The organism is Vibrio sp. 1S139, from assembly GCF_041439475.1.
Lineage (GTDB): Bacteria > Pseudomonadota > Gammaproteobacteria > Enterobacterales > Vibrionaceae > Vibrio > Vibrio crassostreae_C.
Genome location: NZ_JBGOOD010000015.1, coordinates 26,008 through 51,294, shown reverse-complemented (window position 1 = coordinate 51,294; position 25,287 = coordinate 26,008). Strand labels below are relative to the sequence as shown.

The 25,287-nt window shown below is 45.7% G+C and carries 26 protein-coding genes; 3 read left to right on the top strand and 23 right to left on the bottom strand.

Going from position 1 to position 25,287, the window contains the following annotated elements; genetic code table 11:
- The first annotated feature begins 9 nt into the window (after positions 1-9).
- Both ilvD and ilvA read left to right on the top strand, forming a co-directional pair.
- Positions 10-1,851, top strand: a complete 1,842-nt coding sequence (ilvD, locus tag ACED46_RS07380) for a dihydroxy-acid dehydratase (protein ID WP_371721166.1) — start codon at positions 10-12, stop codon at positions 1,849-1,851.
- A 3-nt stretch (positions 1,852-1,854) separates the two neighbouring features.
- Positions 1,855-3,399 (top strand): threonine ammonia-lyase, biosynthetic, encoded by a 1,545-nt coding sequence (gene ilvA, locus ACED46_RS07375; RefSeq protein ID WP_261885050.1) that lies wholly within the window; start codon positions 1,855-1,857, stop codon positions 3,397-3,399.
- A 100-nt stretch (positions 3,400-3,499) separates the two neighbouring features.
- On the opposite strand, the gene punR is transcribed toward ilvA, so the two are convergent.
- Complete coding sequence (gene punR, locus ACED46_RS07370) at positions 3,500-4,414, bottom strand: DNA-binding transcriptional activator PunR (RefSeq protein ID WP_371721165.1); 915 nt, start codon at positions 4,412-4,414, stop codon at positions 3,500-3,502.
- Positions 4,415-4,577: 163 nt separating this feature from the next.
- Between punR and punC the strand changes: the two genes are divergently transcribed.
- A complete protein-coding gene (punC, locus tag ACED46_RS07365; protein ID WP_017063021.1) occupies positions 4,578-5,789 on the top strand; it encodes a purine nucleoside transporter PunC in 1,212 nt (403 codons plus the stop codon).
- A gap of 124 nt (positions 5,790-5,913) precedes the next feature.
- On the opposite strand, the gene glmU is transcribed toward punC, so the two are convergent.
- The 22 genes from glmU to ACED46_RS07255 form a co-directional block, all read right to left on the bottom strand.
- The gene (gene glmU, locus ACED46_RS07360) at positions 5,914-7,275 is read right to left on the bottom strand and encodes a bifunctional UDP-N-acetylglucosamine diphosphorylase/glucosamine-1-phosphate N-acetyltransferase GlmU (RefSeq protein WP_017058790.1); all 1,362 of its coding nucleotides are present in this window, start codon (positions 7,273-7,275) and stop codon (positions 5,914-5,916) included.
- A gap of 182 nt (positions 7,276-7,457) precedes the next feature.
- Positions 7,458-7,880, bottom strand: coding sequence for a F0F1 ATP synthase subunit epsilon (locus tag ACED46_RS07355; protein WP_017058791.1), 423 nt, complete (start codon positions 7,878-7,880; stop codon positions 7,458-7,460).
- Positions 7,881-7,898: 18 nt separating this feature from the next.
- The gene (atpD, locus tag ACED46_RS07350; RefSeq protein WP_017058792.1) at positions 7,899-9,302 is read right to left on the bottom strand and encodes a F0F1 ATP synthase subunit beta; all 1,404 of its coding nucleotides are present in this window, start codon (positions 9,300-9,302) and stop codon (positions 7,899-7,901) included.
- Positions 9,303-9,336: 34 nt separating this feature from the next.
- Entirely contained in the window at positions 9,337-10,203 is an 867-nt protein-coding gene (gene atpG, locus ACED46_RS07345) for a F0F1 ATP synthase subunit gamma (protein ID WP_017058793.1), read from the bottom strand.
- A 48-nt stretch (positions 10,204-10,251) separates the two neighbouring features.
- Positions 10,252-11,793, bottom strand: a complete 1,542-nt coding sequence (gene atpA, locus ACED46_RS07340) for a F0F1 ATP synthase subunit alpha (RefSeq protein WP_017063023.1) — start codon at positions 11,791-11,793, stop codon at positions 10,252-10,254.
- A gap of 13 nt (positions 11,794-11,806) precedes the next feature.
- Positions 11,807-12,340: a F0F1 ATP synthase subunit delta gene (gene atpH, locus ACED46_RS07335; protein ID WP_371721164.1), complete on the bottom strand. Its 534-nt coding sequence runs from the start codon at positions 12,338-12,340 to the stop codon at positions 11,807-11,809.
- Positions 12,341-12,355: 15 nt separating this feature from the next.
- The gene (gene atpF, locus ACED46_RS07330) at positions 12,356-12,826 is read right to left on the bottom strand and encodes a F0F1 ATP synthase subunit B (RefSeq protein ID WP_010433231.1); all 471 of its coding nucleotides are present in this window, start codon (positions 12,824-12,826) and stop codon (positions 12,356-12,358) included.
- Between the two features lie 59 nt (positions 12,827-12,885).
- The gene (gene atpE, locus ACED46_RS07325) at positions 12,886-13,143 is read right to left on the bottom strand and encodes a F0F1 ATP synthase subunit C (protein WP_004411110.1); all 258 of its coding nucleotides are present in this window, start codon (positions 13,141-13,143) and stop codon (positions 12,886-12,888) included.
- A 49-nt stretch (positions 13,144-13,192) separates the two neighbouring features.
- Positions 13,193-13,990, bottom strand: a complete 798-nt coding sequence (gene atpB, locus ACED46_RS07320; protein ID WP_009848124.1) for a F0F1 ATP synthase subunit A — start codon at positions 13,988-13,990, stop codon at positions 13,193-13,195.
- Positions 13,991-13,998: 8 nt separating this feature from the next.
- Positions 13,999-14,388: a F0F1 ATP synthase subunit I gene (locus ACED46_RS07315; protein WP_010433210.1), complete on the bottom strand. Its 390-nt coding sequence runs from the start codon at positions 14,386-14,388 to the stop codon at positions 13,999-14,001.
- Positions 14,389-14,579: 191 nt separating this feature from the next.
- Positions 14,580-15,461 carry a ParB/RepB/Spo0J family partition protein gene (locus ACED46_RS07310; protein WP_017063024.1) on the bottom strand — a complete coding sequence of 294 codons (882 nt, stop codon included), beginning with the start codon at positions 15,459-15,461 and terminating at the stop codon, positions 14,580-14,582.
- A 23-nt stretch (positions 15,462-15,484) separates the two neighbouring features.
- A complete protein-coding gene (locus tag ACED46_RS07305) occupies positions 15,485-16,258 on the bottom strand; it encodes a ParA family protein (RefSeq protein ID WP_371721163.1) in 774 nt (257 codons plus the stop codon).
- Between the two features lie 14 nt (positions 16,259-16,272).
- Entirely contained in the window at positions 16,273-16,905 is a 633-nt protein-coding gene (rsmG, locus tag ACED46_RS07300) for a 16S rRNA (guanine(527)-N(7))-methyltransferase RsmG (RefSeq protein WP_017058801.1), read from the bottom strand.
- On the bottom strand, positions 16,905-18,800 hold the full coding sequence (gene mnmG, locus ACED46_RS07295) for a tRNA uridine-5-carboxymethylaminomethyl(34) synthesis enzyme MnmG (RefSeq protein ID WP_136974238.1): 1,896 nt from the start codon (positions 18,798-18,800) through the stop codon (positions 16,905-16,907). Before mnmG ends, rsmG begins: the two co-directional genes overlap by 1 nt.
- A gap of 482 nt (positions 18,801-19,282) precedes the next feature.
- Positions 19,283-19,717: an FMN-binding protein MioC gene (mioC, locus tag ACED46_RS07290; protein WP_371721162.1), complete on the bottom strand. Its 435-nt coding sequence runs from the start codon at positions 19,715-19,717 to the stop codon at positions 19,283-19,285.
- Positions 19,718-19,767: 50 nt separating this feature from the next.
- Positions 19,768-21,129: a tRNA uridine-5-carboxymethylaminomethyl(34) synthesis GTPase MnmE gene (mnmE, locus tag ACED46_RS07285; protein WP_029235098.1), complete on the bottom strand. Its 1,362-nt coding sequence runs from the start codon at positions 21,127-21,129 to the stop codon at positions 19,768-19,770.
- Between the two features lie 130 nt (positions 21,130-21,259).
- A complete protein-coding gene (gene yidC, locus ACED46_RS07280) occupies positions 21,260-22,882 on the bottom strand; it encodes a membrane protein insertase YidC (protein WP_017058806.1) in 1,623 nt (540 codons plus the stop codon).
- 2 nt (positions 22,883-22,884) lie between these two features.
- On the bottom strand, positions 22,885-23,142 hold the full coding sequence (yidD, locus tag ACED46_RS07275) for a membrane protein insertion efficiency factor YidD (protein ID WP_004735802.1): 258 nt from the start codon (positions 23,140-23,142) through the stop codon (positions 22,885-22,887).
- The gene (gene rnpA, locus ACED46_RS07270) at positions 23,109-23,432 is read right to left on the bottom strand and encodes a ribonuclease P protein component (RefSeq protein WP_017055478.1); all 324 of its coding nucleotides are present in this window, start codon (positions 23,430-23,432) and stop codon (positions 23,109-23,111) included. Before rnpA ends, yidD begins: the two co-directional genes overlap by 34 nt.
- A gap of 45 nt (positions 23,433-23,477) precedes the next feature.
- Positions 23,478-23,612, bottom strand: a complete 135-nt coding sequence (gene rpmH / locus ACED46_RS07265) for a 50S ribosomal protein L34 (protein WP_004735800.1) — start codon at positions 23,610-23,612, stop codon at positions 23,478-23,480.
- Positions 23,613-23,818: 206 nt separating this feature from the next.
- A complete protein-coding gene (locus ACED46_RS07260; RefSeq protein WP_371721161.1) occupies positions 23,819-24,556 on the bottom strand; it encodes an amino acid ABC transporter ATP-binding protein in 738 nt (245 codons plus the stop codon).
- On the bottom strand, positions 24,553-25,224 hold the full coding sequence (locus ACED46_RS07255) for an amino acid ABC transporter permease (RefSeq protein ID WP_009848134.1): 672 nt from the start codon (positions 25,222-25,224) through the stop codon (positions 24,553-24,555). The genes ACED46_RS07260 and ACED46_RS07255 overlap by 4 nt, the downstream gene beginning before the upstream one ends.
- Positions 25,225-25,287 lie beyond the last annotated feature (63 nt).

Genomic DNA, 25,287 nt, shown 5'->3' with positions numbered 1-25,287 from the left:
ATTTAAGCAATGCCAATCTATCGTTCAGCAACGACTACCCACGGACGCAACATGGCTGGTGCGCGCGCTTTATGGCGTGCAACTGGCGTTAAAGATGATGACTTCGGTAAGCCAATCATCGCAGTTGTAAACTCTTTCACTCAATTCGTACCAGGCCACGTTCACCTTAAAGATATGGGTCAATTGGTAGCAGGTGAAATCGAGAAAGCGGGCGGTATCGCTAAAGAATTCAACACCATCGCAGTTGATGATGGTATCGCAATGGGTCACGGTGGCATGCTGTACTCACTGCCATCACGTGAGCTTATCGCAGACTCAGTAGAGTACATGGTGAATGCTCACTGTGCGGATGCGATGGTATGTATCTCTAACTGTGACAAAATCACTCCGGGAATGATGATGGCAGCAATGCGCCTTAACATCCCAGTGATCTTTGTATCAGGCGGCCCAATGGAAGCGGGTAAAACTAAGCTTTCCGATCAAATCATCAAGCTAGACCTTGTTGACGCAATGATCCAAGGTGCCGATCCAACCATTTCTGATGAGCAAAGTGAGCAAGTAGAGCGTTCTGCATGTCCGACATGTGGTTCATGTTCAGGTATGTTCACAGCGAACTCAATGAACTGTCTAACAGAAGCGCTTGGTCTATCTCAGCCAGGTAACGGTTCTATGCTAGCAACCCACGCAGACCGTGAAGAGCTATTCATCAATGCTGGTAAGCGCATCGTTGACCTAACCAAGCGTTACTACGAGCAAGATGACGAATCAGCACTGCCTCGTAACATCGCAAACCGCGCAGCATTTGAAAACGCGATGGCACTGGATATCGCAATGGGCGGTTCTAGTAACACCGTTCTTCACCTATTGGCAGCAGCTCAAGAAGGTGAAGTCGACTTTGATATGGGTGATATCGACGAGATGTCTCGTCGCGTTCCACACCTATGTAAGGTTGCGCCTTCAACACCTAAATACCACATGGAAGACGTTCACCGCGCTGGTGGTGTTATGGCTATCCTAGGTGAACTAGACCGCGCAGGCCTACTGAACAACCAAACTCGCACTGTACTTGGCCTAAGCATGCAAGAGCAGCTAGCTCAATACGACATCATGCAGACAGAAGACGAAGCGGTACTTAAGTTCTTCCGCGCGGGCCCAGCAGGTATTCGTACCACCAAAGCCTTCTCACAAGATTGCCGTTGGGATCGTCTTGATGACGACCGTAAAGAAGGTTGTATCCGTACTAAAGAGAATGCATTCAGCCAAGAAGGTGGCCTAGCCGTACTTTCAGGCAACATCGCCGTTGACGGTTGTATCGTTAAGACAGCAGGTGTTGATGAAGAGAACCTGAAATTCCAAGGTCCTGCTATCGTATTTGAAAGCCAAGACACAGCCGTAGACGGCATCTTAGCGGGTAAAGTAAAAGCAGGCGAAGTGGTTGTTATCCGTTACGAAGGTCCTAAAGGTGGTCCGGGCATGCAAGAAATGCTCTACCCAACTACCTACCTAAAATCTATGGGTCTAGGTAAGTCTTGTGCTCTTCTAACTGACGGACGTTTCTCTGGCGGTACATCCGGTTTGTCTATCGGTCACGCTTCTCCAGAAGCAGCAAGTGGCGGTGTGATTGGTCTAGTAAACACTGGCGATATCATCACTATCGACATCCCTAGCCGTTCAATCACACTTGATGTGCCTGAAGCCGAGCTAGAAGCGCGTCGTGTTAAGCAAGACGCACTAGGCTGGAAACCAGAAAACCGTCAGCGTGAAGTTTCATTCGCACTGAAAGCTTACGCAAGCATGGCAACCAGTGCCGACAAAGGCGCCGTGCGTGATAAGTCTAAGCTAGAGGACTAGTCTATGAGTGATGACACGGTCAGTCCCGTAAAACAAACTGGCGCAGATTACCTGCGTCAGATCTTGAGAGCGCCAGTTTACGAAGCGGCAATCGTGACACCTCTGCAAGAGATGCCTCGCTTAAGTGCTCGTATTGGTAATCAGGTTCAGCTAAAGCGTGAAGACCGTCAGCCGGTTCACTCGTTCAAGCTACGTGGTGCCTATAACATGGTATCAAGCCTTTCAGAGCAACAGAAAGCCGCAGGTGTAATTGCAGCATCGGCAGGTAACCATGCTCAAGGTATGGCGCTGTCCGGTTCTAAGCTTGGTATTCAAACCACGATTGTGATGCCGAAAACCACACCAGACATCAAGGTTGATGCGGTACGTGGCTTTGGCGGTAACGTGGTTCTGCACGGCAGCAACTTTGATGAAGCTAAAGCAGAGGCTGAACGTCTTTCAGCTGAACACGGCTATACCTTTGTTCCTCCATTCGATCACCCGTTGGTGATCGCTGGTCAAGGCACCATGGGTATGGAGATGCTGCAGCAAAATGGTCACATGGATTACATCTTTGTGCCTGTCGGTGGCGGTGGCTTAGCTGCTGGTGTTGCTGTGTTAGTAAAGCAGCTGATGCCAGAAATCAAGGTTATCGCGGTTGAACCAGAAGACTCATCTTGTTTGAAAGCAGCACTGGATGCTGGTGAGCCAGTGGTTCTTGATCAAGTGAGTATGTTTGCTGATGGCGTTGCGGTTAAGCGCATTGGTGAAGAGACATTCCGCCTATGTCAGCAGTACATCGATGGACACATTGCCGTATCTAGCGATGAGATCTGCTCAGCGGTGAAAGACATCTTTGAAGACACGCGAGCGATTGCTGAACCTTCGGGAGCGCTTGCTCTGGCTGGTCTGAAGAAGTTTGCAGAGCAGAATCAACTGCAAGGCAAGCAACTGGCGACGGTACTGTCTGGTGCTAACACCAACTTCCACGGTCTGCGTTATGTGTCTGAACGTTGTGAGTTAGGTGAGAAGCGAGAAGGTTTGCTTGCGGTGACTATCCCTGAGCGACAAGGGGCGTTCCTAGAGTTCTGCAATATTATTGGCGGCCGAGCGGTGACGGAGTTTAACTACCGCCACAACGACGAAAGCCTAGCGAATATCTTCGTTGGTGTACGTCTGCAAGGTGGTCAGGAAGAACTTGAGCACATCATCAATGACCTACGTGAGGGCGGATATCCAGTCGTCGACCTTTCTGATGATGAGATGGCAAAACTACACATTCGCTATATGATTGGCGGCAAACCATCAAAACCATTGAAAGAGCGCCTATACAGCTTCGAGTTTCCTGAATACCCAGGAGCCTTGATTAAGTTCCTTGATACCTTAGGTACCCACTGGAACATCAGCCTGTTCAACTATCGTAACCACGGTGCCGATTATGGTCGCGTATTGTGTGGCTTCGAACTTGGCGATGATGATTTAGCTCAGTTCTCAACACATTTACGAGAGCTTGGTTATCAGTGTAAAGATGAAACCGATAACCCTTCCTACAAGTTCTTCTTGTCTTAAGAATTAAACTATCAAACCCAAAAGAGCGAGTTTTTACTCGCTCTTTTTATTGATGCTGATTCAGCTTAAGCTTGAAAAGGATCTTCTTGTAAACAGATCATTAGATCGCCTTGCGATGATCCAACCAATCTTGGTGAAGTTGCTCACTCGATCCTAGGTACTTCACCATCCATTCGATCAGTTTATGGTTATCGTCTTTTCGCCAGACCAAACAACAATGACTCTGCGGGCTCGGTTCAGGCAGTATTTTTTCCACCAGCAAGCCTTGCTCGATAATTGGCGCGGCAATGTGCCTCGGCATATAACCCACCCCAACTCCATTCTTAAGACACTCTATGGCGCTATACCAGTTAGGTAACAATAGGCGTCTTTGATTTGAGTAATGGCCTGTGTGTCGCTTAGGGAGCACACTAGAGGTATCGTCCAAACATATTGCGGGATACTGGCTAACAAACTCTTCATTGAGGTTTTGCTCTCGCACACACGGGTGGCTTGGCGACATCACAAACGCCCAATCTAGGTGTCCCATATCTTTAACCTCAAAGTCGCCGCCGACCGGAATCGCCGAGGTCGCACCAATCACAATATCCGCTCTGCCCTGTGCAATCGCCTCCCAAGAGCCATTAAACACCTCCATGTTGATCTGAAGCTCTGCAAACTCAAAGGTTTGGTAGAACTCTTCAATCATCGGCTTCATTTTGTCGAGCTTAACCACGTTATCGAGCGTTAGGCGCAAGGTTTTCTTCCAGCCACGCGCTGCTCGGCGAGTCTGGGCACTGACCTCTTCCATCTGTCTCAGTAACGCACGTGCCTCTTCAATGAACAATTCACCTGCCGGTGTCAGCTCTACTTTTCTTGGTAAACGTCTGAAAAGTAGAACATCCAGTTCTTGCTCAACCTGCCTAACACCGTAGCTGATCGCCGATGGTACTTTGTGCAATTGTTCTGCCGCCGCAGTAAAACTGCCTAAGCGAGCTACCGTATCGAGCATTTCTAAAGAGGATTTAGAGAACATAAGCCTTCAAATTTTTTGATTGATAACCACATATTTTAGCGTTTTATTTTATCAGGTTCGAAAAATAGAATGTCAGCATAAATAAACAGGGGCTTTCACTTCTGTATATCAAATAATTTTTTTGATGATAAAAACATCACTACCTTTAGCTTAATGGCATCTTATGAATATTTCTAAATTTCAATTGGTCTACCTTGCAGTTCTTTCAATGCTTGGCTTTATTGCGACCGATATGTACCTTCCTGCATTTAAGGCAATGGAAGTTGATTTCGCAACCGGCCCAGAGCAAATTGCTCTGTCTCTAACGGTATTCCTTGGCGGTATGGCAATGGGTCAGCTTCTTTGGGGCCTAGCGAGTGACAAGTATGGTCACCGTAATACGTTGGCGGTTGGTCTTGTTATCTTTACTGCGGCTTCATTCGGCTTAGCATTCAGCACCGAGGTATGGCACCTACTGACACTACGCTTCATTCAAGCGATCGGTGTATGTGCTCCAGCGGTAATCTGGCAAGCAATGGTAATCAAGCGTTACTCACAAAGCAGTAGCCAGCAAATTTTTGCAACCATCATGCCTTTGGTTGCGCTATCTCCTGCACTAGCACCTCAGCTAGGTGTGTTACTGGCGGATAGCTTTGGCTGGCACAGCATCTTCATCACATTAACCTTGATGGGTGCACTGCTAGTGGCGACAACAATGGCTCAACCAAAAGAAGCGCCTGAAGTAAAACAGACATCGATTAAGACAGACATCAAGATGTTGCTTAAATCAAAGCCTTACATGGGCAATGTCTTAATGTTTGCTTCAGCATCTGCAGCGTTCTTCGCTTACCTAACGGGTATGCCAGAGATCATGGCTCAACTAGGTTATGAAGCAAAAGACATCGGTTTGAGCTTTATCCCACAAACAATCGCGTTCATGGCGGGTGGTTACTTCGGTAAGCAAGCAGTGAAGAAATATGGCGATGGCGTTGTACTAAGAAACCTTATCGGTTTGTTCAGTGTAGCGGCGATGCTTATCTTTATCGCATCACAGTGGGAACTGACGTCAATCTGGCCTCTACTTGCGCCTTTCTGTTTGATTGCTGTCGCAAACGGCGCACTTTACCCAATCGTAGTAAACCGTGCTCTATCAAGCGCTAAACAAAGCCCAGCAACAGCTGCTGGTCTACAAAACAGCCTGCAAATCAGTATCAGTGGCCTATCAAGTGCATTGGTCGCGGCAATGGCTAGCCAAGCACTAAGCGCGACGGGTATTGCCGTTGTGATCTGTTTGGGTGCGTTGTGGGTTGGCTATATTGTTTCGAACAAAGAGCTTTCTGAACACTTCGCGACACCTGACAACTCTCGAGTAGTCGCTGACGAGAAACAAGACTAGTTTCTAAGTTAACGAAAACAAAAAAGAGCGAGATTACTCGCTCTTTTTTTATATCTAGATAAATAAGAAAAAGCCAGTAGCGGTACTACTGACTTTCATTTAAATCATCTTATTTATTAAGAGACTACTTTTTCTTAGTCGGACGCTGCCAGTCAGCAATCTTACGTTCTTTCGCACGGCTGATAACTAGCTCATTTTCAGAAACATCGCGTGTTACGGTAGAGCCAGCACCAACCGTCGCACCATTACCAATCGTAACAGGCGCTATTAATTGACTATCTGAACCAACAAACACGTCATCACCAATAATGGTCTTAAACTTATTCGCCCCATCGTAGTTACAAGTAATTGCACCCGCACCCACGTTTACGCGCTGACCAATTTCAGCATCCCCAAGATAAGTCAGGTGGTTGGCTTTAGAGCCTTCGCCAAGGCGAGTGTTCTTCACTTCAACAAAGTTACCGACGTGCGAGTTATTACGCATATCGGCACCCGGACGTAGGCGAGTGAATGGACCAACGGTACAGTCTTCCCCCACCGTTGCCCCTTCAATAACGCTGTATGGACGAACGATGGTGTTGTCGTCAATCTCACAGTCTTTCAGTACACATCCCGTACCAATAACCACATTATCACCAATGCTGACACTGCCTTCAATGATAACGTTAGTATCGATCTCGACATCCATACCGCACTGCAGATCACCGCGTAGATCAAAGCGGCTAGGGTCGCGTAGCATCACGCCTTGCTTCAATAGCTTATCGGCTTGCGTAGCTTGGTAAGCGCGCTCTAGGCGAGCCAGTTGCGAACGATCGTTAACGCCTTCCACTTCAATTGGGCTTACTGGGTGTACCGCTTCAACTGCACGACCTTCGTCGTGAGCCGCAGCGATAACGTCAGTCAGGTAATATTCACCCTGTGCGTTGTCGTTGCTTAGACCTGACAACCAGCGCTTCAGATCGCCACCAGTCGCCACCATAACGCCGGTATTGATCTCTTTGATAAGCTTCTGCTCATCCGTTGCATCTTTCTGTTCAACGATAGCCACAACAGGGCCATTACGACGAATAATACGTCCGTAGCCCATCGGGTTGTCTAACACGACAGTAAGTAGCGCGATGCCACCGTTTGGTTGAGCGTCTAATAGGTTTTCAATGGTTTCAGGTGAGATTAGTGGAACATCACCGTAGAGCACCAATACTTTTTCATCATCAGCGAAATGTGCAGATGCTTGATCCACAGCGTGACCTGTGCCGAGCTGTTCAGCTTGCAGTGCCCAGTTTACAGATTCTTCAGCTAAGGTAGCCTTCATCTGATCACCACCGTGGCCGTAAACCAGGTTGATGTTTTGAGCGCCTAGACCATTACATGTATCGATAACATGTTTCACCATTGGCTTACCCGCAAGTGTGTGCAGAACCTTTGGTGTGTTTGAATACATGCGAGTGCCTTTGCCCGCCGCGAGAATTACCGCGCTAAACTTCATTGTAAACCTATCCAACGTTATTTTTATTAAGCCGATATTGTAACCGTTTTTGGGCAAAAAATTAAATCGCAATAACCATTTAACCGGTAGTGATACGTAAAAGAAGCATTTTTGAGAATCTAAAAATGCAAAAAGGCGACCCTTAGGTCGCCTTTATCTCAGAGTCTGTAATCTTAAAAAGATTAACGACGCTGTTTTGTCAGTTCGATAACTCGTAACTGAGCAATGGCTTTAGCCAGTTCACCGGCCGCTTGTGCGAAGTCTATGTCGCCATGCTGATTTTGGATATTCTCCACAGCCTTGCGCTTAGCTTCTTCCGCCTTTGCTGCGTCTAGCTCTTCACCACGGATAGCTGTATCAGCCAGTACAGTTGCTGTACCAGGCTGAACTTCTACCATACCACCAGAAACATAAATTATTTCTTCGTGGCCGTGCTGCTTAACAATACGCACCATGCCAGGCTTGATAGCGGTCAGCAGTGGACAGTGACCATGGAAAATACCAAGTTCACCCTCACTACCGGTCACCTGAAACGTCTCAACAAGGCCTGAGAAAATTTGTTTCTCTGCACTTACAACGTCTAGGTGAAAGGTTATTGCTGCCATATCGCCTCCTAGTTAGCCTTATAGCTTCTTAGCATTCTCGATAGCTTCGTCAATTGCACCACAGTACATGAACGCTTGCTCTGGAATGTCATCGTATTCACCAGATAGAAGACCTTGGAAGCCACGTAGAGTCTCTTTAAGAGGTACGTAAATGCCTGGGTCACCTGTAAATACTTCCGCTACGTGGTAAGGCTGAGTTAGGAACTTCTCAATCTTACGAGCACGAGATACAACTTGCTTATCTTCTTCAGATAGCTCGTCCATACCTAGGATAGCAATGATATCTTTCAGCTCTTTATAGCGCTGAAGAGTAGACTGAACGCCACGAGCGATGTCGTAGTGCTCTTGTCCAACTACCAATGGATCCAGTTGACGTGAAGTAGAATCTAGCGGGTCGATCGCAGGGTATAGACCCATAGATGCGATGTTACGGTTAAGTACAACCGTTGCATCCAAGTGAGCGAACGTTGTTGCTGGAGACGGGTCAGTCAAGTCATCCGCAGGTACGTATACCGCCTGTACAGACGTGATAGAACCAGCTTTAGTTGACGTGATACGCTCTTGTAGAACACCCATTTCTTCAGCCAGTGTAGGTTGGTAACCTACCGCAGAAGGCATACGACCTAGAAGTGCTGATACTTCAGTACCTGCTAGTGTGTAACGGTAGATGTTATCAACGAACAGTAGAACGTCACGACCTTCGTCACGGAAGCGCTCTGCCATTGTTAGGCCAGTCAGGGCAACACGTAGACGGTTACCTGGTGGCTCGTTCATCTGACCGTAAACCATCGCTACTTTTGATTCTTCAGGTTTTTCGATGTTTACAACACCTGCTTCCTGCATCTCAAAGTAGAAATCGTTACCTTCACGAGTACGCTCACCTACACCTGCAAATACAGATAGGCCTGAGTGTTGAAGTGCGATGTTGTTGATAAGTTCCATCATGTTAACGGTCTTACCTACACCAGCACCACCGAATAGACCGATTTTACCACCCTTAGCGAATGGACAAATCAAGTCGATTACTTTAACACCAGTTTCTAGAAGAGCTGTCTCGTTAGACTGCTCTTCGTAGCTTGGAGCTTCACGGTGAATGGCGTAATGCTCTTCAGCACCAATCTCGCCACACTCATCAATCGCGTCACCTAGGACATTCATGATACGACCCAATGTCTTAGTACCTACTGGTACTGAGATTGGAGCGCCAGTATTTTCAACTGTCAAACCACGACGTAAACCATCAGAGCTACCCATTACGATTGCGCGAACTACGCCACCGCCAAGTTGTTGCTGAACTTCAAGAACTAGACGTTCTTGTACTTCATTAACATTCAGAGCGTCGTATACACGAGGTACTTCACCCTGTGGGAACTCTACGTCGACTACCGCACCGATGATCTGTACGATCTTACCTGTAGCCATCGTTAATCCTCTAACTATTTAGTTTTACCTAAGCTTAAACCGCAGCTGCGCCTGAAACGATCTCAGAAAGTTCTTGTGTAATTGCCGCTTGACGCGCTTTGTTGTACACAAGTTCTAAGTCATCAATAATGTCACCAGCGTTATCTGTTGCTGATTTCATAGCAATCATTCGAGCCGCTTGCTCACAAGCAAGGTTCTCGACCACACCTTGATATACTTGAGATTCGACGTAGCGAACCAGTAGTGCATCTAGTAGTGGTTTTGGCTCAGGCTCATAAATGTAGTCCCAAGCATGATCGCGTTTCATGTCTTCGCTGTCTGATTTAGGCAAAGGAAGTAATTGATCGATCGTTGGTTCTTGTACCATAGTGTTTTCAAACTTGTTGAACACTACGAACAGGCGATCCAATTCGCCTTCATCATATTTCTTCAGCATAACGCTTACAGAGCCAATCAAGTCTTCAAGGCTTGGGCGATCGCCCAGACCAGAAACTTGAGCTGCTACTTTCGCGCCGCTGTTGTTGAAAAATGCTGTCGCTTTTGAACCTACAATTGCAAGTTCAACGTCAGCACCTTTCTCAGACCAATCTTTCATGTCGTTCATGGCTTTTTTGAACAAGTTAATGTTCAAACCACCACAAAGACCACGGTCTGTAGAAACGATGATGTAACCAACACGTTTGGCTTCACGTTCCTCAAGATAAGGATGCTTATACTCGAGGCTACCATTAGCCAAATGACCGATCACTTTACGCATTGTTTCTGCATATGGACGAGTAGCTTCCATTGCGTCTTGAGAACGACGCATTTTTGAAGCTGCTACCATTTCCATTGCTTTCGTAATCTTCTGTGTGCTTTTAACACTACCGATTTTATTACGTATCTCTTTTGCGCCGGCCATCGTTACTCTCCGTTAATGGTATGAGGTGGCCCTAAGACCACCTACCAATTACCAGGTCTGGGTTGCCTTGAAATCGTCAACAAGCTTCTTCAGCTCAGCTTCGATTTCTTTATTGAAAGCACCCGTTGTGTCGATCTGTGTTGCTAGATCGGCATATTGGCCACGAGCAAACGACAATAAAGCAGCTTCAAAGTCTAGAACTTTAGAAAGTTCAACGTCTTGAAGGTATCCACGCTCTGCAGCGAAGATTACTAGAGCTTGGTCAAATACAGACATAGGAGCGTATTGCTTCTGCTTCATCAGTTCTGTAACTTTTTGACCGTGGTCTAGCTGCTTCTTAGTCGCTTCATCAAGATCCGAAGAGAACTGAGCAAATGCTGCAAGTTCACGGTATTGAGCTAGAGCAGTACGGATACCGCCAGATAGCTTCTTGATGATTTTAGTCTGCGCCGAACCACCTACACGAGAAACTGAGATACCAGGGTCAACAGCTGGACGTACGCCCGCGTTGAATAGCTCAGTTTGTAGGAAGATCTGACCATCGGTAATCGAGATTACGTTCGTCGGTACGAATGCAGATACGTCACCAGCTTGCGTTTCGATGATAGGAAGAGCAGTTAAAGAACCCGTCTTGCCTTTCACTTCGCCTTTAGTGAATTCTTCTACGTAGTGTTCGCTTACACGAGCAGCACGCTCTAGTAGACGAGAGTGAAGGTAGAAAACATCACCAGGGAACGCTTCACGACCTGGTGGACGCTTAAGCAGTAGTGAGATCTGACGGTAAGCGACAGCTTGCTTAGATAGATCATCATAAACAATCAGTGCATCTTCACCGCGATCACGGAAGTATTCACCCATCGCACAACCAGCATACGGTGCAAGGTATTGCAGCGCTGCAGATTCAGAAGCCGATGCAACAACAACAACAGTGTTTGCTAGTGCGCCGTGCTCTTCTAGTTTGCGAACTACGTTAGCAATAGTCGACGCTTTTTGGCCGATAGCTACGTAGATAGAGAAAATACCAGAATCTTTTTGGTTAATAATCGCATCGATCGCCATTGCTGTTTTACCAGTCTGACGGTCACCGATTACTAGTTCACGTTGACCACGACCGATAGGGATCATTGAGTCAACAGACTTGTAACCAGTTTGAACAGGTTGATCTACCGATTTACGGTCGATTACACCTGGTGCGATAATTTCTACAGGCGAAGTCAATTTAGCTTCGATTGGACCTTTACCATCAATTGGCTCACCTAGCGTGTTTACAACACGACCAAGCATTTCAGGACCTACTGGTACTTCTAGAATACGACCAGTACCTGTAACTTTCATGCCTTCCTGTAGGTCAGCATACGGGCCCATTACAACAGCACCAACCGAATCACGGTTCAAGTTCAGTGCTAGAGCGTAACGGCCACCCGGTAGTTCGATCATTTCACCTTGCATCACGTCCGCTAGGCCGTGGATGCTAAGGATGCCATCGCTTACAGAAACGATAGTACCTTCATTGCGAGCTTCACTAACAACGTCGAAAGATTCAATACGTTGTTTAATTAGATCGCTAATTTCAGTGGAATTAAGTTGCATGCTCCAATCCCCATTAAGACTGCAATGCATCGCTCAGGCGGTCTAAACGACTGCGCGCTGAGTTATCGATGACTAGGTCTCCGGCTCGAATAATAACTCCACTAAGTAGAGTCTCATCTATACTGCAATTCAGCTGAACTTTGCGCGCAAGGCGCAGTTCCAATTTGCTGATAATGCTTGTGCGTTGTTCTTCAGAAAGTTCAACAGCTGAAGTAACTTCAACGTCGATCTCTTTCTCATACTCTTTTTTGAGTATAAAGAACTCTTTACAAACATCAGGAAAAGCCATTAAGCGGCCATTCTCTGCCATCACTTTAATTAAGTTCTGGCCGAATTCATCAAATTGTTCGCCACAAATTACAATGAATATTTCAGCTAATTTTTCAGCAGTCATAGAACCGCTTAATAAATTGTGAACATCATCATTTTGTGCCACTTCGGCAGCAAAAGTAAGCATTTGACCCCATTGGTCTAGCTCACCTTTATCTACCGCAAAGTCAAACGCTGCTTTAGCATAGGGGCGTGCGATTGTAGTCAAATCAGACATATACAGCCCCTTGCTTTAAAGTTTTGCAGTAATGTTGTTAAGAAGATCATCGTGTACATCTTTATCGATTGTACGCTCAAGGATTTTCTCAGCACCAGCTATAGCCAGAGTTGCGACTTGTTTGCGCAGGTCATCACGGGCACGTGTACGCTCTGCTTCAATTTCTGCTTCAGCTTGCGCTAAGATTTTCTGGCGTTCTGCCTGAGCTTCTTCGCGTGCTTCATCAATAATTTGAGCTTTACGTTTGTTTGCCTGATCAATAACCTCAGTTGCAGTGCGCTTTGCTTCTTTCATTTGCTCAGAAGCGTTGGCTTGTGCCAGGTTCAAGTCTTTAGCAGCGCGTTCAGCGGCTACAAGACCGTCAGCAATTTTTTTCTGACGTTCTTCAATTGCTTGCATGATTGGTGGCCATACATATTTCATGCAGAACCAAACAAACAGTGAAAAAGCAATTGCTTGACCTAGCAGAGTTGCGTTCATATTCACAACAGCTACCCCTCGTTAAGAATCAACTACAAAAATTTAATTAACTATTAAAGAGTTAATTAGCCTGCTAGTTGACCAACAAATGGGTTAGCAAACGTGAATAGTAGTGCGATTACGATACCGATCATTGGAACAGCATCCAGTAGACCAGCGATGATGAACATCTTAACTTGTAGCATTGGAGCCATTTCAGGTTGACGCGCAGCGCCTTCTAGGAATTTACCACCAAGAATAGCAAAACCAATTGCAGTACCTACGGCACAAAGACCAACAATAATAGCAACAGCGATTGCTGAAAAACTTAGTACAGTTTCCATTTACGTTCTCCGATTAACATTAATAGTTAGAATAAAGCTTAAAAATTTTTTAGTGATCACTATCTTCATGAGCCATTGATAAGTAAACGATTGTCAACATCATGAAAACAAACGCTTGAATCAATATAACTAAGATATGGAAGATAGCCCAAGGTAGTGCACCTACCCATTGTAAGTACCACGGTAGCATTGCCGCGATAAGAATAAACACCACCTCACCCGCAAACATATTACCAAATAAACGCATACCTAGAGATAGTGGCTTCGCTAATAACGAAATTACCTCAAGTACCAAGTTAAATGGGATCATGATTGGGTGATTAAATGGATGCAGTGCCAATTCTTTAGCAAATCCGCCTAGGCCTTTCACTTTGATGCTGTAGTAGATCATCAGAGCAAAAACACCCAAAGCCATTGCCATGGTTATATTTACATCAGCTGTAGGAACCACTTTCAAGTAAGGGATACCTAGCCAATGCTCTGCAGGATATGGTAAGAAATCGATAGGCACTAAGTCCATCAAGTTCATAATGATAATCCAGCAGAATATAGTCAGTGCTAGTGGGGCAATCAGAGGGTTGCGACCATGGAAAGTTTCTTTAACGTTGTCGCCAACGAATTCCACTACCATTTCAACAAAACACTGAAGCTTACCAGGTACACCTACTGTTGCTTTCTTAGCGACTGAGCGAAAAACCCAAAGGAATAACATCCCTGTCAACACCGAAAAAAACAGACTGTCTATATGTACGTTCCAGAAACTTGTCTCCTCTACAAGACCAAACTTAGCTAAAGAAAGGTTTTGTAAATGGTGTTCAATGTATCCGGATGCTGTTGGCGCAGCCATAACTCATCCTATTTTTTATTGTTAATGAAAAGCACTGGCGCAAAGATATTAATACCTAGAACCAGTAAATAGGTCAGTTTGAGGGGAATTAATTCCACCTGCATATACATGTAGACAATAGAGAATAGTAGAACTGTGATAAGGATCTTTAGTGCTTCACCTGCATAGAACGACGCCGCAACTAACTTAGTTGCGCGAGCTCCACAAAATAGGAAAGCACACACACAAAAAACCACATTCGCGATGACAAAAATACCGCCACCAACCAATGCAGCAAAACCCCAATCAGGATTAACAGCTAAACCTAACCCTATCGCCACTAATATAACCGCGCTAAGCTCGATCAATAACATTTGCTTTGCAAGCACTCGTCCTGGTCTTGCTAACGCCGCTACCATGTATTCGTTCCTCTTTAAGCCCACTTTACCACTCGCTTAAAAGCGTGCTGAGAAATTGGCGAAAATTATACGTTCAGCCAAATTGATTGCAATAAGAATGCAGCAATCATTTACATTTCTGTATATAAACCAACAACTTTTGTAAGAAATTACTTGTTTATTACATAATTGACCTAAATCAATTATCTCATTTAGTACTCTAGTTTAGCAATAAGTTGCTCTAATTTGTGAGGCTCATCAAGAGTAATTGTCACTTTTGACTTACCGCTAACAGAACGAGTAACTGAAACGTTTGCTTGCAATTTTTCCGTGAGTCTTCGTGAAAGTTCGATGGCCTCAGTGTCTTCGGGCTTCGATTCCGCTTCAACGTCTGGTTTTAAGCACTTTTTGACAAGTTGCTCAGTTTGACGCACGGTCATTTTTTTGGTTGCTGCAGTATTCGCTGCCTCAACCTGGGTAACACCTTCAAGCGCAAGCAGTGCTCTAGCATGCCCCATTTCTAGTTGTTTACTGGAAACTAAACCTTTTACTTCATTTTCGAGCTGATTTAGACGTAATAAGTTACTAACGGTAGCTCTGGATTTACCAATCACATCGGCGACCTGCTGATGTGTCAGTGAAAACTCGTTCTGCAAGCGCTCTAGCGCTTGTGATTCTTCGATAACATTCAGATCTTCACGTTGAATGTTCTCGATCAATGCCATCGCAATCGCGGCCTTGTCTTCTACTCTCTTGATCAAGCATGGAACTTGTTTAAGACCAGCTTGACGAGCCGCTCTCCAACGACGTTCACCAGCAATAATCTCAAATTGGTCGTGCGCTAAAGGGCGTACAACGATCGGTTGGATAATGCCTTGAGATTGTATAGATGCCGCTAACTCTTCTAGCGCTTCCGGCGCAATATCCTTACGCGGTTGATATACACCTGGCTTTAAGCAACCGACAGCAAGTTCGATGAGCTCACCATCAGCCGATAACGCTTGACTATGAGAAGCTACTTGTTGTTTTTCACGAGCCAGAGAGCTAGTTGCAAGCAATGCATCTAGCCCCTTTCCTAAACCGCGCTTAGACATTGAGCGAATTCCTTTGGTTAGACCTATACTGGGACTTCTTCACGACGCAACATTTCGCCTGCAAGAGCAAGATATGCCTTCGCTCCTGCGGAATATTTGTCGTAGTACATTGCTGGCTTGCCATGACTAGGCGCTTCTGCCAGACGCACATTTCTAGGGATAACAGTTCGGTAGACTTTGCTACCAAAATGTTTTTTGAGTTGATCAGATACTTCGTTCGATAAGCGGTTACGAGGATCGTACATAGTACGTAGAAGACCTTCGATCTTAAGATTCTCGTTTACTACCGCAGCGAGTTTACTGATGGTATCCATCAACGCAGTCAAACCTTCCAAAGCAAAGTATTCACATTGCATAGGAACCAATACGGAGTCGGCCGCAGCCATCGCGTTGATTGTAAGAAGGTTTAATGAGGGCGGACAATCAATAAAAATGAAATCATAGTTATTGCGAATGGGTTCGAGTGCATTTTTTAAACGAACTTCACGAGCAAACACTTCCATCAGCTTGATTTCTGCCGCAGTAACATCACCGTTCGCGGCGATGAGGTCATAATTGCCAGATGTACTCCGGCAAACCACCTCATCAAATGGGATGTCTTCAACCAACAAATCGTAAGCTGTTGCTTCAACTTGATACTTGTCGACACCGCTCGCCATAGTGGCATTACCTTGAGGATCGAGGTCAACAACCAATATCTTGCGTTTTGTTGCCGCCATTGATGCTGCTAAATTAATGCAAGTTGTTGTTTTTCCTACGCCACCCTTCTGGTTGGCAATTGCTACGATTCTACCCACTATGGCCTCGCTGATTATCCCTGACGCGATAAAGTAACTAGATGACGCTCTCCATCAAGCTCTGGCACTTGCAAAGCTTTAATGTCTGTCACTGAACACCATTCAGGTAACAGGTCGATTTCGTCTCTAGGATGTTGTCCCTTAAGAGCCAAAAATACACCGGATTGCTCTTTAGGTAAATGGTGACACCACTCTACCATGTCTGTCATTGACGCAAATGCACGACTGAGCACTGCATCAAACTTTTCTTCTGGTTGAAATTCTTCAACGCGACTTTGAACCGGTACCACGTTGTCGATACCCAGCTCATGAATCACCTGTTTGATAAAACGAATACGCTTACCTAGGCTGTCTAGCAAGTAAAACTCGCAGTCTGGATTCATGATTGAGAGCGGAATCCCAGGAAGACCAGGTCCCGTACCCACATCGATAAAGCGCTTACCTTGTAAGTGAGTGCTAACAATGATGCTATCTAAGATATGTTTCACCATCATTTCTTGTGGGTCACGAACTGATGTTAGGTTATAAGCTTTGTTCCACTTGTTCAGTAACTCAACGTAGCCAACCAACTGGCCACGTTGTTTTTCAGATACTTCAAGTTCAGTCTGGCCAATAAGGTGATCCAGTTTTTCGCGTAATGCGCTCATTATGCTTCCTCACCTTTTTTCAACAGGCCGTGTTTTTTCAAGTAAACCAACAGAATTGAGATTGCTGCAGGTGTGATACCTGAAATTCGCGAAGCAATACCAATTGAGTCAGGCTTAGCTGTCGTTAGTTTAAGAACCACTTCGTTAGAAAGTCCTTTTACCTTGCTGTAATCGATATCAGCAGGCAGTTTGGTGTTTTCATGACGCAGTGATTTTTCAATTTCGTCTTGTTGACGCTGAATGTAACCATCGTACTTCACTTGGATCTCAACTTGCTCAGACGCTTGTTGATCTTCCAGTGCAGGACCAAAACGATCCAATGCGGTTAACTGTGAATAAGTCATTTCAGGGCGACGAAGAAGATCTTCACCGCTCGCTTCACGAGACATTGGTGTTTTCAGAATTTGGTTCAGTTGATCAATATCTTCAGATTTTGGATTAATCCAAGTCTCTTTCAGACGTTGACGCTCCTTCTCCATGTTTTCCATCTTCTCGTTGAAACGAGCCCAACGAGCGTCATCAACAAGGCCAAGTTCACGCGACTTTTCAGTCAAGCGGATATCGGCGTTGTCTTCACGAAGCAGCAGACGGTATTCCGCGCGAGACGTAAACATGCGGTAAGGTTCTTTGGTACCCATGGTAGATAGGTCGTCGATAAGCACGCCCATGTAAGCTTGGTCACGACGTGGACTCCAGCCTTCTTTGCCTTGAGTAAACAAACTTGCATTCAGACCTGCCATCAAGCCTTGTGCAGCTGCTTCTTCGTAGCCAGTGGTACCGTTGATTTGACCCGCAAAGAATAGACCTTTAATAAACTTAGTTTCGTAAGTCAGCTTAAGGTCGCGAGGATCAAAGAAATCGTACTCAATCGCATAGCCAGGGCGAACGATATGAGCATTTTCAAAGCCCTTCATCGAACGAACAATTTGAACCTGTACATCAAACGGTAGACTGGTAGAGATACCATTCGGGTATAGCTCATGAGTCGTTAGACCCTCAGGTTCGATAAAAATTTGGTGACTGTTCTTATCAGCAAAACGCATCACTTTGTCTTCAATCGAAGGGCAGTAACGAGGGCCAATACCTTCAATCACACCCGCGTACATTGGGCTGCGATCTAGGTTAGCGCGAATAACGTCATGCGTATTTTCATTGGTATGCGTGATGTAACATGGAATTTGACGAGGCTGTTGAGTTCGGCTACCCATGAACGAGAAAACAGGCGTCGGGTTATCACCGTGCTGAACCTCAAGCTCAGAAAAATCAACGCTACGCGCATCGATACGAGGGGGTGTACCTGTTTTCAGGCGATCAACTCGGAATGGAAGATCACGAAGACGGTCAGCCAGTGCGATCGATGGTGGATCACCAGCACGGCCACCTGAAGAACTTTCCATACCAATATGGATCTTGCCGCCTAGGAATGTGCCCACAGTCAGAACCACAGCGCTTGCGCGGAACTTAAGGCCCATCTGCGTTACCACACCTACCACTTGATCCTGTTCAACGATCAAGTCATCAACCGACTGTTGGAACAAAGTCAGGTTTGGCGTGTTTTCAAGAACGTTACGAACAAAGGCTTTGTACAGTGCGCGGTCAGCTTGTGCACGAGTAGCACGAACCGCAGGGCCTTTTGATGCGTTCAATGTTCTGAACTGAATACCTGCATGATCAATAGCTTGCGCCATTAATCCACCCATTGCATCGACCTCTTTTACCAAGTGGCCCTTACCGATCCCGCCAATGGCTGGGTTACAAGACATTTGTCCTAGTGTATCGATATTATGAGTAAGTAATAACGTACTTTGACCAGTACGTGCAGATGCGAGTGCGGCTTCCGTTCCTGCATGGCCACCACCAACAACGATGACGTCAAATTTTTCGTGATAAAGCATGAACCGACCTCAGGTATTCAAACGTTTTCTAGATTGATAAAAAGGAGCGATATTCTACCTGTTTTCATAGCCTGAGAAAACGTTTTTGGGATTTTTCGAAAAAGCTGTTTTTAATTAATATAGATAAGATCTTTAAGGAGATCTTTTATTAGATCTATTATTAGGATCGAGGGTATCTGTGGATAAGTCGGAAATGATCAACAAGATCATGGATCTTTTTTGGATCAAATGATGTGATCTAACTTTGATCAGGATGAGGATTAGCTGGGATCAAAATGGCTACTTATTCACAGGAGGAAATTAGCCTAAAACTTGTTATTTGGATAACTATAGGTTAATCACCGTATATGTATGATCTTATCCACAGCAGAAATTGAAAATAGATCGCTAATTTTCGGTGTTTTTGAAAAAAAGTTATTCACAATCACGATGTTCAGAGACAAAAAAAGCGGCATAAGCCGCTTTTTGATAGAGGAGAGAGGTTAAAACTGGTCGCTATGATCGTTGAACCAAGCTTCTGCTGCGTCTTCTGGTACCGGAGTTTCCAATACATCGATGGTAAAACAGTCAGAAATAGGCTGAGCACCGAGCTCTTTCATCTGGCTGTGGACTGATTTTCCCGCCAAACAGAAGGTATCGTAACTCGAATCACCAAGCGCCACGACAGCAAAGCGAACCGGGCTTAAATCTGGAGATTGCTGGGTCAATGCGTCGATAAACGGCTTAATATTATCTGGAAATTCACCCGCACCATGAGTTGAAGTCACCAGCAACCAAAAGCCTTGTTGGGGAATATCATCGAATTCAGGCTGATTATGAAAGGTGATCTCGTGGCCTTGCTCTTCAAGAAGATCATTAAGGTGATCGCCAACGTACTCTGCACCACCTAAGGTGCTGCCTGTAATAATGTGGATCATTAAGCTGTCCTTACTAAAGAAAAAGGCCAGCATGAGCCGGCCTTTAAAGGTTATTTACCAATACAGAAAGAGGTGAAGATACGGCCGAGTAGGTCATCGGAACTGAATTCACCAGTAATCTCGTTAAGGTGTTGCTGCGTTATACGCAGTTCTTCTGCCAAGATTTCCCCTGCCATATAGCCTTCGAGCTGTTGCTGGCCAATATCTAGATGCTCAGATGCGCGTTCTAGGGCATCTAAGTGGCGACGACGTGCCATGAAGCCACCTTCATTGCCACCAGCAAAGCCCATGCAATCTTTTAAGTGATTACGTAGTGCATCAACGCCTTGTCCCGTCTTTGCTGATAGTCGAATCAGAGTTGGATCATTAACATGGCAAATCCCGAGATCTTCACCGGTTTGATCGGCTTTGTTACGAATCACGGTCATTCCGATGTTATTCGGCAGACGATCAACGAAATCTGGCCAGATATCTTTCGGGTCGGTTGCATCGGTAGTGGTGCCATCGACCATAAATAAAACGCGATCGGCTTGAGCAATTTCTTCCCAAGCGCGTTCAATACCGATTTTTTCGACTTCATCCGAGGCTTCACGCAGACCTGCGGTATCAATAATGTGCAGTGGCATACCATCAATATGGATATGTTCACGAAGTACATCACGGGTTGTACCTGCAATATCAGTCACAATCGCGGAGTCTTTACCCGATAATGCATTCAGTAAGCTCGACTTACCGGCATTAGGACGACCTGCAATCACCACCTTCATACCTTCACGCATGATGGCACCTTGATTGGCTTCTTGGCGAACCGCTTCGAGGTTGTCGATGATAGCTTGTAAGTCAGCACTTACTTTACCGTCAGCAAGGAAATCAATCTCTTCTTCTGGGAAGTCGATAGCGGCTTCAACATAGATGCGTAAGTGAATCAGAGAGTCCACCAGCGTATTAATGCGTTTCGAGAATTCACCTTGCAACGATTGCAGAGCTGATTTCGCCGCTTCTTCTGAACTGGCATCAATGAGGTCAGCAATCGCTTCTGCTTGGGTTAAATCCATCTTGTCGTTCAAGAAGGCACGCTCCGAGAACTCACCTGGGCGTGCTGCGCGTAGCCCTGGAATAGCGAGGATGCGCTTGATGAGCATATCCATTACCACAGGACCACCGTGGCCTTGTAGCTCTAATACGTCTTCACCGGTAAACGAGTGCGGGTTAGGAAAGTAAAGCGCGATGCCTTGGTCTAGCTCTAAACCATCGTGAGATTTAAAAGGGGTGTACTCAGCGTAACGTGGTTTCAGTACTTTGCCGGTAACTTCAAGCGCAACTTGGGCTGCTTGTGGGCCTGAAACGCGAATAATACCGACGCCGCCACGGCCGGGTGCAGTCGCTTGAGCAACAATCGTATCTGTAGTCATAGTTGTGCCTGCTAGCATGTGAAAGCCAAAAAGGGGCGCTCACGATTAATCAATTAGCTGAATTGTAATCAGCTAAAAACAAAAAGGCGACCTTTTGGTCGCCTTTCTTTGTCTCTTTCTATTATCGAACTTACTTAGAATGTAAGCCTTTCTTTTCCAGCGCGCGGTAGATAAGCGTTTGCTGAATCAGAGTTACGATGTTCGATACTAGCCAGTATAGAACCAGACCTGAAGGGAAGAACAGGAAGAAGAATGTGAACATAACCGGCATAAAGGTCATGATCTTCTGCTGCATTGGATCCGTTACAGTTGTCGGGCTCATCTTCTGGATTAGGAACATTGAAGCACCCATCAGAAGTGGCAAGATGTAGTATGGGTCTTGTGCTGAAAGGTCAGTAATCCAACCGAAGAACGGTGAGTGACGCAGTTCAACAGACTCCATTAGTGCCCAGTATAGCGAAATGAAGATAGGCATTTGCAGAAGGATAGGTAAACAGCCACCTAGTGGGTTTACTTTCTCTTTCTTGTAAAGCTCCATCATTTCTTGGCTCATGCGTTGACGGTCGTCGCCGATACGCTCACGCATTGCAGTCAGCTTAGGCTGAAGCATACGCATTTTCGCCATAGACGTGTACTGAGCTTTCGTTAGTGGGTACATAGCACCACGAACGATGAAAGTTAGACAGATGATTGCCAGACCCCAGTTCACAACGATGCCTTGAATGAACGAAAGCAGAGTATGAAGTGGTTTAGCAATGAACCATAACCAACCGTAGTCAACTACTAGGTCTAGGTTAGGTGCAACAGCAGCCATTTGGTCTTGAAGTTTAGGACCAACCCAAAGCGTTGCTTTGAAGTTTGCTTCGTCGCCAGTAGCGATGGTTTTGTTCGGCATGCGAACACCGATGTCGCCAAGGTTACCAATTACACGAGTGTAAAGGTTGCTGCCTGCTTCGTCGCGTGGGATCCATGCACTTGCAAAGTAGTGCTGAATCATCGCTGCCCAACCTTGACCGTTTGCTAGGTTAAGAGACAGGTTGCGATCTTGCATGTCGTCGAAGCTGTATTTTTTGTAACGCGTATCTTCCGTAGAGTAAGCACCACCACGGTAAGTTGGCATTGTTAGGCTACCGCCGTCATCCATTACGTTCTGACGCAGGTGAGCGTACATGCCGAATGTCGCGTTGTTACCAGAGTTGTTGACTACATCGTATTCAACATCCATTGCGTAGCTGCCACGCTTAAGGATGAATGTTTTCGTGTAATCAAGGCCGTTCGCTTGGTAAGTCATCGGGATGCGTAGTTCATCCTGACCATCAGCAAGCGTGAAGCTGTCTGCTGAAACTGTGTAGCTTGGGCGGTTTGTGCTGCTTAAATCGATACCTTGAGGACCCACTAGACCGCTTTGTGCGATAAATTGGTGACCTGGTTCGTTTTTAAGAAGAACAAACGTATCTTCAGAATCGAACTCAGCAGAGTAATCGTTTAGGTTTGCTTTAACGACATCACCACCAACCGTATCAATTGACAGAGTCAGTACATCAGTTGTTACTGTGATAGTTTTAGCAGAAGAAGCAACTTGACCAGGAGCCGGGTCTAGATCATCTGCATAAGATGGCGCTGGTAGGGTGCTGCCAGATTGTGCCTGCTCAACCGCTTGTGGTGCTGGATTCTGAGCTACGTTCCATTGTTGGAACAGTAGGAAAGAAACCAAAGCCAATGCGATTAACAGGATATTACGTTGAGAATCCATCGTTATTTATCTCTGTCTTGTTTTTGGACTGGTGGAACGGGGTCAAAGCCCCCTTCGTTCAAAGGATGGCATTTTAATAGACGTTTGCCTGATAACCAACACCCTTTTACAAAACCGTGAGCTTTCAACGCTTCTATCGCATATAAAGAGCAGGTTGGAGTAAATCGGCAGCGTGGGCCGATGAGTGGACTAATAAACCATCTATAAAAATAGATGGGTATTAGCGCTATCCACGCGAAGGGCGAGACAGGCGAAGCCATAATTTGTCGAGTAGCTTGAACATTTCTTCATTGCTTAAATCTTGCGCGCTCTTCTTAGCGATTACAACAAAATCTTTGTTAGGAAGTTTGTGTTGAGTGTTACGAAAGCTTTCACGAGTAAGACGCTTGAATCGGTTACGACCCACGGCGGTTTTAATCTGCTTTTTCGGAACGGCTAATCCAAGACGAGGATTTGAAAGAGAGTTATTTCGGGCAATGATGGTGAAATGAGGGGAGCCAGCTCGATGAGCTTGCTTGAAGACATTTTGATAATGTTCGGGAGTTAACAAGCGTAACTCCCGACCGAAGGCTAGCTTATTCAAAATAATCAAAGATTACTTAGAAAGACGCTTACGGCCTTTTGCACGACGTGCATTGATTGTTGCGCGACCGTTCTTAGTAGCCATGCGAGCACGGAAACCGTGAGTACGCTTACGCTTTAGAACTGTAGGTTGAAAAGTGCGTTTCATTGTAATTACCTTACTGATCAGTAGTTTTAGGTTTTTGTTAAACCCGGCGTGGGCATTTTTTCTCTTCTTTATATAAGAAAGGAAAACCGACGCCTCTCAACAAAGAGGCGGAATTGTAATCACTGTCACAAAAAGTGTCAATGATTGGGTTAACTAAAATTCCGGTCGGGGGATTATACGTAGAATAACTAAAATCACAAGGATCCTTAGTCGATCCCAACCTTATTTAAGAATTTTTTTAATTTAGGATCCTGTGGATTACCAAAAATATCCTGTGGAGATCCCTGCTCGATAATATGACCGTCAGCCATGAAGATCACTCGGTCTGCGACCTCTCTCGCGAACTGCATTTCATGGGTAACCACCAGCATGGTTTGATGCTGATTTGCCAGTTTTTTCATTAGGTTAAGCACTTCGCCAACCCACTCAGGATCGAGCGCTGAAGTCGGCTCATCAAACAGTAAAAGCTCGGGTTGTAGTGCCATTGCACGGCCAATACCCACCCGTTGTTGCTGGCCACCAGAGAGCGCGGCTGGGTAGCTATCACCTTTGTCACCTAAGCCAATATCATCAAGTATTTGTTGTGCTTTTTCATGGGCTTGCTGTTTTTTCCAACCACGAACGGTAATTAAACCTTCAGCAATATTCTGTCTCGCGGTTTGGTGAGCGAACAGTGCATAGTTTTGGAACACAAAACCGGTCTTACGACGCAGTGCAAGCACCTCTGCCTTAGTGTGTTTCTGAGTATCAACCTTGATATCATCAATCGAAATCGTGCCTTGCTCGGCTTGCTCTAGAAAATTCACACAACGCAGTAGGGTAGATTTACCCGTACCACTTGAACCTATGATGACAATTATCTCACCTTGTTTGATTTCTAGGTCGATCCCTTTCAAAACTTCGGTGTCACCAAACTGCTTGTGGATACTTTGTAATTTGATCATCGTACATACGCCTTATTCAGTTTCACTTCGGCCCAAATTTGAATACGAGTGAGGATAACCACCACGCCCCAGTAAATCAGTGCGACTGCTAAGAAAGCCTCGAAGAAGCGGAAACTTGAAGAAGCCTCCATCTGAGCTTTAGCCATGATTTCGGCGACACCTAGGGTGAAGGCAAGTGAAGTCGACTTGATCATATCGATGAAGTAGTTCATCAACGACGGCAGTGCCACGCGAGTTGCTTGCGGTAAGATCACTCGGCGCATCGCTTGGCTGGTTGTCATACCGACCGAAAGGCTGGCTTCCATCTGGCTGCGATCAATACCGATAATCGCGGCACGAATACTTTCTGCCATATACGCGGCAAAGTGCAGGGTTAAGCCAATCACAGCGGCGCTGAAGGCATCCAACCCAACCATCCACGGGAAGACTTGTGGTAAGCCGTAATAAAGGAGGAACAGCTGCACCAACAGTGGTGTGCCTCGGAAGAAGCTAATGTACAGCTGGCTCAGTTGGTCGAGCACTGGGATTTTGAATACACGAATATTCGCCAGTATCAGAGACAGGATCAGAGCAAAGAACAAGCCCCAGGTCGCCATCTCCATCGTGGTGCCTAAATACTTCAGTAGTATTGGCAACAGCTCTAGCATGTAATTAAAGTCAAATCCCATAATCTATCTCGTATTTTTATTGGCAGTGTTGTTCTATATGTAAGTACTGTTGTATCAGGTTTT